We start from the raw sequence: 12,693 nt of genomic DNA on the forward strand, positions 1-12,693 counted from the left end.
GGCTCGGGCCGGCCGCGGGACAGGCACGGCCGACCCGGGCCGCTCAGCCGTGCTCCTTCTTGTACCGCTCGTGGGCGTTGTTCATCAGGTTGATGTAGGCGGACATGTTCTTCGCCTCGAGCTCTTGGACGTAGGCGTCCCACTCGTCGAAGCTCCGCTTGCCCAGGATGAAGTTGAGCGTGTTCTGGGTGGCGTGGTCCTTCAGCGGGGTCTCCCACAGCGAGGCCTGCTCGCGCTCCTCGTCGGTGAGCGGGCGCGGCGGCGCGGGCGGAAGCGCCTCCCTGGCGTTCATCACCTTCTGGAACTCGATCTCCTCCTCGGAGAACGTCGACTGGAGCAGCTCGGTGGTCCCGCCGTAGGCGAACACGCCGTTGGAGAAGCCGAAGTCCTTCTGCAGGTGCTTGGACGCGTCGGGGTTGAGCCCGACGAAGTCGACGTCCTCGGCCAGCTGGTACTTGCCGGAGGCGTCCTTGGTGAAGGTGGTCCCCTCGATGCCCCACTTGGCGAACACCTGGCCCTCGTCGGAGTACCAGAGCCAGTCGATGAACTGCATCATCGCGACGAAGTTCTTGCTGTCCCGGGCCTTCTTGGAGATCATGATGCCGTTCTCCAGCCGGGTGGTGGTGGCGTCGGCCTTGACCGGTCCGAGCGGCCCGATGGGCACCGGGATCTTGATCAGCTTCGCCTTCGGGTTCGCCTTCTTCAGCGGCGGGCGGTACTCGTTGACCAGGGTCTGCGCGTTCGTGCTGATCACGAACGACTTACCGGACACCAGCTTCTGGATCGCCTGGTCGTCCTGCTGGGTGAAGCTCTCCGGGTCCATCAGCTTCTCCTCCACCAGCGTGTGGAGGAACTGCAGCATCTGCTTGTACTGCTCCATCGCGCCGGTGTAGGCGAACTTCTGCGCGGTGTGGTCCCACGTCACGCCGTTCAGGTAGCCCCAGCCGCCGTGGGCGCCGTACGCCAGGCCGAGGATCTGGTTCAGCAGGGCGCCGCCCGGCGTGGGGTTGCTCCACCGGTCGGAGAAGGGGTAGGAGTCGGGGTACTTCTCCTTCATCGCCTTCAGCACGTTGTGCAGGTCGTCCAGGGTCTGCGGGATCTCCAGCCCGAGCTCGTCGAGGATGTCGGCGCGGATCGCCAGGGAGTAGTCGACCCAGTAGTCCTCGTGCAGACCGGGGAGCAGATAGAACTGGCCGTCGGCCTGCCGGATCGTGTCCAGGTCGGGCTCCAGGTTCCACCTGGCGATCTTCTCCTTGAAGTTCGGCATCAGGTCGATGTAGTCGCTGACCGGCAGGATGGCGCCGGAGGCGACGAACGGGGTCTCCTGGCCGGGGTAGGTCTTCGGGATGATCATCGGGGCGTCGCCGGCGCCGATCAGCAGACTGCGCTTGTTCTCGTAGTCGCTCAGCGGCACCACGTTCGGCTCCAGCGTCACGTTGGTCCGCTTGGTGAGCTCGGACCAGAACAGCCAGTCCTTCTTGAGCGGATAGAACGGGTGGTTGTTGTAGAGGATGCCGAACGTGAGCGGCGCGGCGGCCGTGAACTGCTTGCCGGCGGCGTAGTCGGACATCGCGCCGTCCCGGTTCGCCGCGAAGTCGTCGCTCTTCTTGGCCTCGCCGGAGTCACCGGAGCCGCCGTCGGTACTGCAGGCGGCGAGGGCGAGAAACGCTCCCACGGCGGCCATCGCCTGGCGCCGGTTCATCTCATACATGAAGGGGGTCCTTTCCCTGGAAAATGGCTGGTTTCAAACGGGTCAGGCGAGGGCTATCCCTTGACCGCGCCGAGCATGACGCCCTTGACGAAGTACCGCTGGACGAAGGGGTAGACCACCAGGATCGGGATGACGGTGAGCACCATCGTCACGGACTTGATGTTGGTGGCCACGGTCAGGTCGGTGGCGTCGGCGCCGACGGACGTCCCCGTGGTGGCACCGGCGATGAGGTTGCGGAGATAGACGGTCACCGGGAAGAGATCGGACTGGCTCATGTAGAGGAACGCAGCGAACCACGAGTTCCAGAACGACACCGCGTAGAACAGCACCATCGTCGCGAGGACCGCCTTCGACAGCGGCAGCACGATGCGGAGCAGGATGCCGTAGGTGTTCATGCCGTCGATCGCGGCGGCCTCCTCCAGATCGGTCGGCATGCCCTCGAAGAACGCCTTCATCACCAGGAGGTTGAACACGCTGATCGCGTTGGGCAGCACGATGGACCAGATGCTGTTGGTGAACCCGAGGCTGGAGATCAGGATGTAGTTGGGGATGAGGCCGCCGGAGAAGAACATGGTGAAGACCGCGATTCCGATCAGGATCTTGCGGCCCTTCAGATGCCTCTTCGACAGGACGTACGCGTAGCACGTGGTCATGAACATCGCGATGGCCGTGGCGACGACCGTGTACACCACGGTGTTGCGGTAGTTCGTCCAGAAGGTCGGGTCGGAGGCGACGTACTCGTACGTCCGGAAGGTGAACCCGACGGGGAAGAGGTTGACCTTGCCGGCGCGGATGGCGAACTCGTCGCTGAACGACCGCGCGACGATGTTGACGAACGGGTACAGGGTGACGACCAGGACGCCGGTCAGGACGAGTGTGTTGATCACCCGGAAGATCTGGTAGCCCCGGGTCCTGTCGACGGTCACCACAGGCTCGCCCCCACGGTGCGGCGGGAGATCAGGTTCGCCGACATGACGAGGGTCAGGCCGATCAGGGCCTCGAACAGTCCGATCGCCGCGGCGTAGCTGAAGCTGTTGGAGACGATGCCCATCCGGTACAGGTACGTCGAGATCACGTCACCGGTCGGGTACGTCAGCGGGTTGTAGAGCAGCAGGATCTTCTCGAAGCCCACCGCCATGAACGTGCCGATGTTCAGGATCAGCAGCGTGACCGCGGTCGGCCGGATGCCGGGGAGCGTCACGTGCCAGATCTGCCGCCATCGGTTCGCGCCGTCGATGCGGGCCGCCTCGTACAGCTGCTCGTCGATGGTGGTGAGCGCGGCGAGGTAGATGATGGTGCCCCAGCCGACGGTCTGCCACATCTCGGAGGAGACGTAGATCGTCCGGAACCACCCCGCCTCCTGCAGGAACGGGATGGGATCGCTGCCCATCTTGCTCAGGATCTGGTTGACCGGCCCGTCCACCGACAGCAGCTCCATGACCAGCCCGGCCACGACCACCATCGACAGGAAATGCGGCAGGTACGACACCGACTGGACGAACCGTTTGACCCGCCGGCCGCGCAGCTCGTTGATCAGCAGGGCGAGCACGATCGGCGTCGGGAAGCAGAACAGCAGGGTCAACGCACCGATGATTATGGTGTTGCCGAACACCTGCCAGAACGTCGGATCGTTCAGGAACATCCGCACGTAGCGCAGGCCCACCCATTCCTCGCCCAGCACGCTGCCGCCCGGTTCGAACTTCCGGAAGGCGATCACGTTGCCGATCATCGGCAGGTAGCGGAATATCAAGAAGAAGAGCAGCGGGAGGATCACCAGCGAGTAAAGCTGCCAGTCTCGGCGCAGTGCCTGACGCCAGGTGCGACCGGGAGGGCGCTTCCCACCGGCGTGCCGTGATCTCGCGTCGCGCGGAGGCGGGGTGCTCGGTGACTCGTCGATCGTCGTGACCGCGCTCATGCTCTCACCAGGTGCGGAGCCCGTCTCGCTCGGTGCCTGCCGTTCATGCCATCCCTTCGGCCGATGACGGCTTCATCCCGCGGCGGGAAGCCTCACCACGGCGCGCCGAAACTTTCGCTAGTTCTCATTAATCTTGCGGAAATATAGGCGTACGGTTGGGGGGCGTCAAGGGTGGACGTCAACCCCTTTCCGCCGGTAGGGTCCTAGTTATATGCCCGTTGGGCGGAGCACCGCTCGGCGTCCCCACCGTGGGTCAATGTCCGAAAACTTTCAAATCCGTCCGCCGCGTCCGTGATTACGTCAGCGGGCGGCACTCCATGCGGATCCGCTCGGGTGCCGACGGCAGCGGAGCGGGCAGGCGCAGCGGTCCCCGCCCCGGGGTGAGTGCGCCGAGCACCCGGGGGCCGGACGCGCCCGTGCAGGCGGGCACGGTGGCGGGCAGACCATGCGCGGTCAGCCACCCCAGGTAGGAGAAGGCGATCGCCTCCTTGGCGTCCGATGGCACGCCCAGCTCGTCGCTCGGCAGCAGCCGCACCCCCGGCGTGCGCTCACGCAGGCCGTTCATCAGCGCCGGGTTGCGCAGGCCGCCACCGGACACGACGACCGTGTCGAGACGGTGCCGCCGGATCTCCGCCGCCACCGTCTCGGCGGTGAGCGCCGCGAGCGTGGCCACCAGGTCGGGCAGGCCCAGGCCGTACGGCCCGGCGACCCGGTCCAGGTATCCCGCGTGGAACAGCTCCTTGCCCGTGCTCTTGGGCGGCCGGCGGTGATAGTACGGCTCGGCCAGCAGCTCGGCGAGCAGCCCCTCATGGACCTGCCCGGCCGCGGCCAACCGGCCGCCCTCGTCGTACGGACGGCCCGTGGCGGCGAGCACGGCCGCGTCCATGAGGGCCGAGGCCGGGCCGGTGTCGTAGGCGAGCGCGGGGTCGCGCAGGGTCAGGTTGGCGATGCCGCCGAGGTTGAGCGCCCCGCCGCGGCCCGGCAGACCGGCCAGCAGCGGCAGGTCGAAGGCCGAGACGAGCGGCGCGCCCTGCCCTCCGGCGGCGACGTCGCGCACCCGAAGGTCGGAGACCACCGGCACGCCGAGCCGTTCGGCGATCCACGCGGGCTGGCCGAGCTGGAGCGTCCCGCGCACCCGGCCGCCCTCCGCCCAGTGGTAGAGGGTCTGCCCGTGTGAGCAGACCAGGTCGGCGGCCGGGCAGCGCGCCGCCGCGTCGGCGAACGCCTGGCCGATGAGCGTGTCCAGGCGGCAGACCTCGGCCATGTCGACGGCGTTCGGCGGCAGCGCGGCGATGATCGCCGCACGCAGCTCGGGCGGGTACGGCAGCGTGCCGGCGTGCTCGACGACCCCGGTGAGCACACCGCCGTCCGCCGACCACGCCACGACGGCACCGTCGATCCCGTCATGGGAGGTCCCCGAGATCAGCCCCAGCACCCGCACGCGCCCACTCCTCGTCAGGTCTCGTCGCGAAGCCCGTTCACGTCGCCCTTCGGAGTGTCCACATTTATCAGGAATGAGCGCACGCCCGGACCCGGGCCGAATCGGGCCGGGAGGTCCGGGCGTGCGCGACGGCACCCTATGCCGGTGTCACGTCCACAGGAGTGACCAGGCGGCGGTCATGGCCGACGTGGCGCAGCGGGCCGGTCAGCCGCACGACGCCCTGGCACGGCTGGTGCGACGCCGACGTGCCGACGAACACCTCGACGTCCCCGGGCTCGACGACGCGCCGCAGATCGCGCCCGGTGAAGGCGGTGCGATCGGCGTGCACGGTGAAGGTCGCCCGCGCGCTCGCGCCGGGTTCCAGCCGGACCCTGGCGAACCCGGCGAGCTGCCGCATCGGCCGGGTGACCTGGGCGAGCACGTCGTGCAGGTAGAGCTGGACGACCTCCTCCCCCGCCCGGCCGCCGGTGTTGCGCACCCGCACGGACACGGTGAACTCGCCGTCGGTGGGCACCTCCTCGTCGCTGATCCGCAGGTCGTCGATCTCGAAGGCGGTGTAGGAGGTGCCGTACCCGAACGGGAACAGCGGGGTGGAGTCGAGGCTGCTGATGCCGTTGCCGCCGGAGCCCAGCGGCGGCTGCAGGTAGGTGCCCGGCTGCCCGCCGGGGACGCGCGGGATCTGCACCGGCAGCTTTCCGGTGGGCTGCACCCGCCCGGACAGGACTCCGGCGATGGCCCCGGCGCCCTCCTCACCCGGCATGAACGCCTGGACGAGGCCGGCCGCCCTGGTGTGCACCTCGCCCAGCGCGTACGGCCGGCCCGACACGACGACCACCACGACCGGCGTCCCGGTGGCGGCCAGCTCGAGCAGCAGGTCCTCCTGCACACCCGGCAGCCGCAGGTCCTCGGCGTCGCAGCCCTCCCCCGAGGTGCCCTGCCCGAACAGCCCGGCCAGGTCGCCGACGACGGCGACGACCAGGTCGGACTCGCGCGCCGCCCCGAGCGCGGCGGCGAAGCCCGAGCGGTCTCCGTCCCGCACGTCGCAGCCTCGCTCGTGGACGAGCTCGGTGTCCGGCAGCTCGGCACGCAGCGCGTCGAGCAGGCTGGGCGCCTCGACGCCGAGCCCCAGACCGGGATGGCGCGGCAGCACGTGGTTGGGGAAGGCGTAGCAGCCCATGAACGTGCGGGGGTCGTCGGCGCAGGGCCCGACCACGGCCACCCGGCGCGGCCGCTGCCGTCCCTCGCCCAGCAGCGGCAGTGCCGTACCGGCGTCGAGCAGCACGATCGACCGCTCGGCCAGTTCCCGGGCGAGCGCCCGGTTGTCCGGCGAGTCCAGGTCGACGGCCTCGGCGCCCTCCACCGACCTCTCCGGCGTCCAGTCCGGGTCGAGCAGGCCGAGCTGCACCTTCTGGGTGAGCAGGCGGCGCGCTGCCCGGTCGACCAGCGCCTCCGGCAGCTCGCCCCGCCGCACCCGCTCGGCCAGGTGCCGGCCGAAGCCGAGCGTGTCGGGCAGCTCGACGTCGATGCCGGCGGTCAGCGCCTGCACCCCGGCCTCCTCGGAGTCGGCGGCGACCCGGTGCATGGTCGCGAGGAAGGCGACCGCCCAGTAGTCCGACACGACCGTCCCGGTGAATCCCCACTCGTCGCGCAGCAGGTCGGTCAGCAGCCACGGGTCGGCCGCCGCGGGGACGCCGTCCACGTCGGAGTAGGAGTTCATGACAGAACGCGCGCCGCCCTCGACGATCGCGGTCTCGAACGTCGGCAGGATCATGTCCATCAGCTCGCGCCGGCCCATCGACACCGGGCCGTGGTTGCGTGCCGCCCGGGACGCGGAATATCCGGCGAAGTGCTTGAGCGTGGCGATGACGCCGGCGTTCTCCAGGCCGCGCACGTAGGCGGCGCCGAGCATCGCCACGAGGTACGGATCCTCGCCCATGGTCTCCTCGACCCGGCCCCAGCGGTAGTCGCGGACCACGTCGAGCACGGGGGCAAGACCCTGGTGGACGCCGACGGCGCGCATGTCCCGCCCGATGGCGGCGGCCATCCGCTCCACCAGAGCCGGGTCGAACGTCGCGCCCCAGGCGATGGCGGCCGGGTAGACGGTGGCGCCGTAGGCGGTGAAACCGGTCAGGCACTCCTCGTGGACCAGCGCCGGGATACCGAGCCGCGAGTGCTTGACCACCTCGCGCTGCAGCCGCACCACCTCGGCCGCGCCCTCGGCCGTCGTCACCGGAGAGCTGCCGAACACCCGCGTCAGGTGGCCGAGCCCGTCACGGACCGCCTCCTCGAAGGGATCGGTCTCCGTGGCGGCGAAGACGTCCTGCATCGGGGCCACGTTCGGCGTGTCGGCGGCCTCCTCGCCGGGCTGCCCGCCCTCTCCGGCCTGCGTCTCGTTGCCGACCCACCGGCTGCCGAGCTGGCCGATCTTCTCCTCCAGCGTCATCTCCGCGAGGAGGGCGTCGACCCGGTCGGCAACGGGGAGCGCGGGATCCTGCCACGGCCGGTGGATCTGGCCGACCGCGGGGGTCCGATCTAGCGCCGTCATCTGCTCTCCTCACAAAGAACCTGGTCTCGAAAGTTTTCGAAATATTTTCGATAGTAGCGGTAGTCCCGCTCGAGAACCGCCCTGTGCGAGATCACTAGGTGGACCCCCGTTTGATCATTAGACGAACACCGTGCGAAGGTACTTTACACAGGTCCTCGGGGATTCGACGAGTATGCCCTTGACAGGAAAAGTGAGAGAAACTTAGATTGCGTGCCACGCGGCGCGTGTCGAAACTTTTCGACGAGCTGACCTGAGGAGGAGTAGGCGGGGACCCTGAAGTACGATCCACGACAACCGGCCCCCGTGTTCGATCTTTCATTGAGCCGCTGCCAGCCTCGACATAGACGTACGGAGATCAGCGTGGAGTCCAGGACTACTTCCCGTCGCACCTTCCTCGGCCTCTCGATGGGCCTTCCCCTGGGTGCCGCGTTAGCGGCCTGCGGCACGTCCGGCCCGGCCAAGCCCGGCGGGGGCGGGGGTGGAGGCGGAGGCGGCGCCAAGGCCACCTACTGGTTCCTCTCGGGCCCGCCCGGCGAGCCCGTCCGCACCGCGGCCGTCGAGCGATTCAACAAGGCCAACCCCAACAGCCAGATCGAGCTGACGGCCGTCCAGAACGACGCGTACAAGACGAAGATCAAGACGGCGATCGGAGCCGGCCAGGCGCCCACCATCATCTGGGGCTGGGGTGGCGGCGGCCTGCGCAGCTACGTCCAGGCCGGCCAGGTCGAGGACCTCACCTCGTGGTTCGACGAGAACGCCGCCGTGAAGGACCGGCTGTTCTCCGGGGCCTTCGGCGCCGCGACCATCGACGGCAAGATCTACGCCATGCCGTGCGAGACCGTGCAGCCGATCGTCCTGTTCTACAACAAGAAGGTCTTCGAGAAGGTCGGGGCGCAACCGCCGCAGTCGTACGGCGACATCCTGGACCTGGTGAAGAAGTTCAACGCGGCGGGGATCGCGCCCTTCTCCCTGGCCGGCCAGTCGCGCTGGACGAACATGATGTGGCTGGAGTTCCTCTTCGACCGCATCGGCGGCCCCGAGGTGTTCCAGGCCGTCTTCGACGGCGAGAAGGACGCGTGGAACAACCCCGCCGCCATCGAGGCCCTGACCAAGATGCAGGAGCTCATCAAGGCCAACGGGTTCATCAAGGGCTTCTCCTCCGTCACCGCCGACTCCAACGCCGACCAGGCGTTGCTGTACACCGGTAAGGCCGCGATGATGCTGCACGGCAGCTGGTCGTACGGCATCCAGCAGGCACAGGGCGGCGACTTCGTCCCCAGTGGCGGTCTCGGCTGGATGAACTTCCCGCCGATCGACGGGGGCAAGGGCGACCCGAGCGACACCGTCGGCAACCCCGGCCAGTACCTGTCGATCTCTTCGAAGGCCACCCCGGAAGAGAAGGAGATCGCCAAGAAGTTCTTCACCTCCGGTGTGCTCGACGACCAGGAGCAGAAGGAGTGGGTCGACACCGGCGGCGTGCCGATCATCAAGGGCTCCGACAGCCTGTTCTCCGGCTCCAAGGACGCGGAGTTCCTCAACTTCGTCTACGGCGTGGCCAGCAACGCCAAGGTGTTCGCCCAGTCCTGGGACCAGGCGCTCAGCCCGACCGCGGCCGAGGTGCTGCTGGACAACATCGCCAAGCTCTTCCAGCTGTCGATCTCGCCCCAGCAGTTCGCGACGAACATGAACGCGGTCATCGGCAAGTGAGCATGTCCGCGACTACCGCTGGACGGACATCGTCCGCCGCGCCCGAGGTGCGCGGCGGCGGCGTCCTCCCGTGGCTGGCCGTGCCGGCCCTGTTGAGCTTCGTGGCCTTCGCCGTGATTCCGCTGATCGGGGTCCTGGCGCTCAGCTTCACCTCCTGGGACACACTCGGCGACATCCAGTTGACCGGGTTCGACAGCTGGTGGGCCGTACTCACCGACCCCGGGCTGCCGCACGCGCTGTGGGTCACGTTCCTGGTGACGGCCGTCTCCTGGGCCGTCCAGACGCCGGCCAGCATTCTGATCGGGGTGTTCCTGGCCGGTCATCAGCGCTACCGCGAACTGCTCGCGGTGCTGTACTTCATCCCGCTGCTGCTCAGTTCGGCGGCCATCGCCATCACCTTCAAGGCGCTGCTCGACCCGAACTTCGGACTCGGGGCCGGACTGCACCTCGATCTGCTCAACCAGGACTGGCTCGGCGAGCCCGTGCTCGCCTTCAGCGTCGTGATCTTCGTGGTGTCCTGGCAGTTCATCCCGTTCCACTCGCTGCTCTACCAGGGCGGCGTGCGGCAGATCCCGCGCTCGATGTACGAGGCCGCGGAGCTGGACGGCGCGGGCCGCGTCCGCACGTTCTTCAGCATCACGCTGCCGCAGCTCAAGTACACGATCATCACGTCCTCCACGCTCATGGTCGTCGGCTCCCTGACCTTCTTCGACCTGATCTTCGTGCTGACCGCGGGCGGACCCGGCGACGCCACCCGCGTGCTCGCGGTGGACATGTACAAGCGGGGCTTCCAGGCCAACCTCATGGGAGCGGCCTGCGTGATCGGCGTCATCCTCGTCCTCCTGGGTCTGGCCCTGGCGCTGCTGCTGCGCCGGCTCGGCGGCCGTGACCCGGGCGCCAGTCAGCTGGAAGGTACCTGACCGTGACCGCCACCCGAACGCCGACGGAAGCCGGGCGCGCCATCGCGCCCAACACGCGCGGACGCCAGCCAGGGACGGCCCCCAGGCGCCCCAACTGGGCAGGCGGGCTCGTGAGCTGGCTGTGGCTGGCCGTGGTGATCACCCCGATCTACTGGATCGTGATCACAAGCTTCAAAACACAGAGCACCTACTTCCTGACCAACCCGCTGGCGCCCCCATCCGACCCGACCCTGGAGAACTACCGGCTCGTCATCGAGTTGGACTTCCCGCTGTACTTCCTCAACAGCTTCATCGTCGCCGTCGGCACGGTGGTCCCCGCGGTGACGTTCGCGTTCATGGCGTCGTACGCGATCGTTCGCAGCGGCGGCGCCGGCCGCTTCCTGCGCGGGGTGAACTCGCTGTTCCTCATGGGCCTGGCCATCCCGCTGCAGGCGACCGTCATCCCGGTCTATCTGCTGATCATCAAGCTGCACCTCTACGACTCGCTGACCGCGCTGATCCTGCCGTCGATCGCCTTCGCGATCCCGCTGTCGGTGCTGGTGCTGGCCAACTTCATCCGGGACGTGCCCAAGGAGCTGTTCGAGTCGATGCGGCTGGACGGCGCGAGCGAGTGGAAGACACTCTGGAGCCTGGCCTTCCCGCTCACCCGGCCGGCCGTCGTGACGGTGTCGATCTACAACGCGCTGACGGTCTGGAACGGGTTCCTGCTGCCGCTGATCCTCACCCAGAGCCCTGACAAGCGCACGCTGCCGCTGGCGCTGGCGGCGTTCCAGGGCGGACCGTACGGCGTCAACGTGCCCGCCGTACTCGCCGCCGTCGTGCTGACCATGCTGCCGATCCTGATCCTCTACACGGTGGGCCGCCGCCAGCTGCTCAGCGGTCTGACCGCCGGTTTCGGCAAGTAGCCTTCAGGAGATCTGAGCGACCCGGCTGCGCGCCTCCTCCACCACGATCTCGGCCTGCGCCCGTGGCTCCCAGCCGCGGGCGTCGGCGCTCTTTCCCGGTTCGAGGACCTTGTAGACCTCGAAGAAGTGGCCGATCTCGTCGAGCACGTGCGGCTGGATGTCGGTGATGTCCTGGATGTGGGCGAAACGATCGTCGGTGGCGGGCACACAGAGGATCTTCGCGTCGGGGCCCTTCTCGTCGTGCATCCAGAACACGGCGACCGGCCGTACGGCGATCACGCAGCCGGGGAACGTCGGCAGCTCGCCCAGCACCATCGCGTCCAGCGGATCGTCGTCCTCGGCGAGGGTGTGCGGCAGGAAGCCGTAGTCGTACGGATAGGCGGTGGCGGTGAACAGCAGCCGGTCCAGGCGGATCCGCTGCCTCGCGGGATCCATCTCGTACTTGTTGCGCGACCCTCTCGGCGTCTCCACCACCATGTCGAAGTGCACGGACAGCCCTCCCTCAGGCACGCCGCTCGCGTGCCCCAGCCTGCCGAAGACGGCGAACCCGCCGTCTCCTTCATCGTACGGTGCCCCGCCCCGGCCGCGACGACGCCGCTCAGCCGACCCTTCCCGCGACGGTGACCGCGATCTCGGCCGCGGTGCTCTCACTGACTCCGCCCGAGGTCACGACGAGGGCGGTGACGCCGTTCTCGGTCGCGACGCAGATCGCCGACGCGCCGGCGTCACGGACGCACCGGGCCCCGTCGACGTCCTCCGGCTTCGTGCCGTCGCCGGCGCCGCTGAGCATCACCGATCCCGTCATCTCGAAGGCCTCGCCCCTGCCCGCGATGGCCATGGCGAACGCGCCGGCGTCGTTCGTGTAGCAGTACGAGCCGATCTTCCCGGACTCGGCGATGCCGTCGAACTGGCCTCCACCGAGGCTGCACGCCAGCCCCGTCACGCCGCCCTGCAGGAGCTCGAGCCCGTCGATCTCCTTCGGCAGCCGGTCCGATCCCGGCGCGCTCTGCTCCGCCGCCTCGTTGACCTTGCCGGCCACGAACAGGCCTCCCGCGACGACGGCGCCGATGCCCAGGACCACGATGATTCCGGTCACCACCAGCGCGATCAGGCAGCCCTTCGACAAACCGCTCTTCTTCGGCGGCATCGGCGGCGGCCCCCAACCGGGCGGGCCCGCCTGCGCTCCCCAGTTCTGCTGACCGGGCTGGGGCGGCGGCGGATAGCCGGGCTGCGGGCCCCAGCCGGGTTGAGGCTGAGACGGCGGACCCCAGCCCGGCTGCGCCGGCTGGGACCACGGGGGTTGAGGGTTCGAGCCGGGCTGACCGGGCTGCCCACCCCAGGCGGGCGGATTGCCGCCGTCGGGGCCCATCGGTTGGTCGTTCATGCCGGCTCCGCCCGCTGCTGTTCGAGGGAAGCCCAGGGCGGCCCCCTGGGTAAGGAAAACGTAAAATACGGTATCGCCGCGCGAGGATCGTTGTCGACATGTCCCGCCCGTCGGCCACGGGGTGCGAACCGTGCTGCGGCGGCCCGCTGCTGAGACACTGCTGTC

General features: G+C 68.6%; 10 protein-coding genes. 3 read left to right on the forward strand and 7 right to left on the reverse strand.

The genetic code is table 11. From position 1 onward, the window contains the following. Positions 1-43: 43 nt before the first annotated feature. The 5 genes from AP234_RS07630 to AP234_RS07650 form a co-directional block, all read right to left on the reverse strand. The gene (locus AP234_RS07630; RefSeq protein ID WP_055478786.1) at positions 44-1,711 is read right to left on the reverse strand and encodes an extracellular solute-binding protein; all 1,668 of its coding nucleotides are present in this window, start codon (positions 1,709-1,711) and stop codon (positions 44-46) included. 53 nt (positions 1,712-1,764) lie between these two features. Continuing rightward, complete coding sequence (locus AP234_RS07635) at positions 1,765-2,637, reverse strand: carbohydrate ABC transporter permease (protein ID WP_235558013.1); 873 nt, start codon at positions 2,635-2,637, stop codon at positions 1,765-1,767. Next, positions 2,634-3,626 carry an ABC transporter permease subunit gene (locus AP234_RS07640; RefSeq protein ID WP_083501859.1) on the reverse strand — a complete coding sequence of 331 codons (993 nt, stop codon included), beginning with the start codon at positions 3,624-3,626 and terminating at the stop codon, positions 2,634-2,636. Before AP234_RS07640 ends, AP234_RS07635 begins: the two co-directional genes overlap by 4 nt. A gap of 295 nt (positions 3,627-3,921) precedes the next feature. Continuing rightward, complete coding sequence (locus AP234_RS07645; protein WP_055478788.1) at positions 3,922-5,067, reverse strand: anhydro-N-acetylmuramic acid kinase; 1,146 nt, start codon at positions 5,065-5,067, stop codon at positions 3,922-3,924. 136 nt (positions 5,068-5,203) lie between these two features. Then, positions 5,204-7,612: a glycoside hydrolase family 3 N-terminal domain-containing protein gene (locus AP234_RS07650; RefSeq protein WP_055478789.1), complete on the reverse strand. Its 2,409-nt coding sequence runs from the start codon at positions 7,610-7,612 to the stop codon at positions 5,204-5,206. Positions 7,613-7,972: 360 nt separating this feature from the next. On the opposite strand from AP234_RS07650, the gene AP234_RS07655 reads away from it, so the two are divergent. From AP234_RS07655 to AP234_RS07665, 3 genes are read left to right on the forward strand one after another with little or no spacing between them, the layout of a single operon-like run. Then, entirely contained in the window at positions 7,973-9,319 is a 1,347-nt protein-coding gene (locus tag AP234_RS07655) for an extracellular solute-binding protein (protein WP_235558014.1), read from the forward strand. 2 nt (positions 9,320-9,321) lie between these two features. Then, entirely contained in the window at positions 9,322-10,239 is a 918-nt protein-coding gene (locus AP234_RS07660) for a carbohydrate ABC transporter permease (protein ID WP_055478791.1), read from the forward strand. Next, positions 10,236-11,144: a carbohydrate ABC transporter permease gene (locus AP234_RS07665; protein WP_431998260.1), complete on the forward strand. Its 909-nt coding sequence runs from the start codon at positions 10,236-10,238 to the stop codon at positions 11,142-11,144. Before AP234_RS07660 ends, AP234_RS07665 begins: the two co-directional genes overlap by 4 nt. Before the next feature lie 3 nt (positions 11,145-11,147). On the opposite strand, the gene AP234_RS07670 is transcribed toward AP234_RS07665, so the two are convergent. After that, entirely contained in the window at positions 11,148-11,633 is a 486-nt protein-coding gene (locus tag AP234_RS07670) for an inorganic diphosphatase (RefSeq protein ID WP_055478792.1), read from the reverse strand. 109 nt (positions 11,634-11,742) lie between these two features. After that, the gene (locus AP234_RS07675; protein ID WP_152990280.1) at positions 11,743-12,528 is read right to left on the reverse strand and encodes a hypothetical protein; all 786 of its coding nucleotides are present in this window, start codon (positions 12,526-12,528) and stop codon (positions 11,743-11,745) included. Between the last annotated feature and the right edge of the window lie 165 nt (positions 12,529-12,693).

Origin of the sequence: Sphaerimonospora mesophila (genome assembly GCF_001417795.1) — a bacterium.
Lineage (GTDB): Bacteria > Actinomycetota > Actinomycetes > Streptosporangiales > Streptosporangiaceae > Sphaerimonospora > Sphaerimonospora mesophila.

Coding starts and splice junctions, on each gene's coding strand:
- AP234_RS07630 (WP_055478786.1), bottom strand. CDS start 1,711: ATGTATGAGATGAACCGGCGCCAGGCGATGGCCGCCGTGGGAGCGTTT.
- AP234_RS07640 (WP_083501859.1), bottom strand. CDS start 3,626: ATGAGCGCGGTCACGACGATCGACGAGTCACCGAGCACCCCGCCTCCG.
- AP234_RS07650 (WP_055478789.1), bottom strand. CDS start 7,612: ATGACGGCGCTAGATCGGACCCCCGCGGTCGGCCAGATCCACCGGCCG.
- AP234_RS07660 (WP_055478791.1), top strand. CDS start 9,322: ATGTCCGCGACTACCGCTGGACGGACATCGTCCGCCGCGCCCGAGGTG.
- AP234_RS07675 (WP_152990280.1), bottom strand. CDS start 12,528: ATGAACGACCAACCGATGGGCCCCGACGGCGGCAATCCGCCCGCCTGG.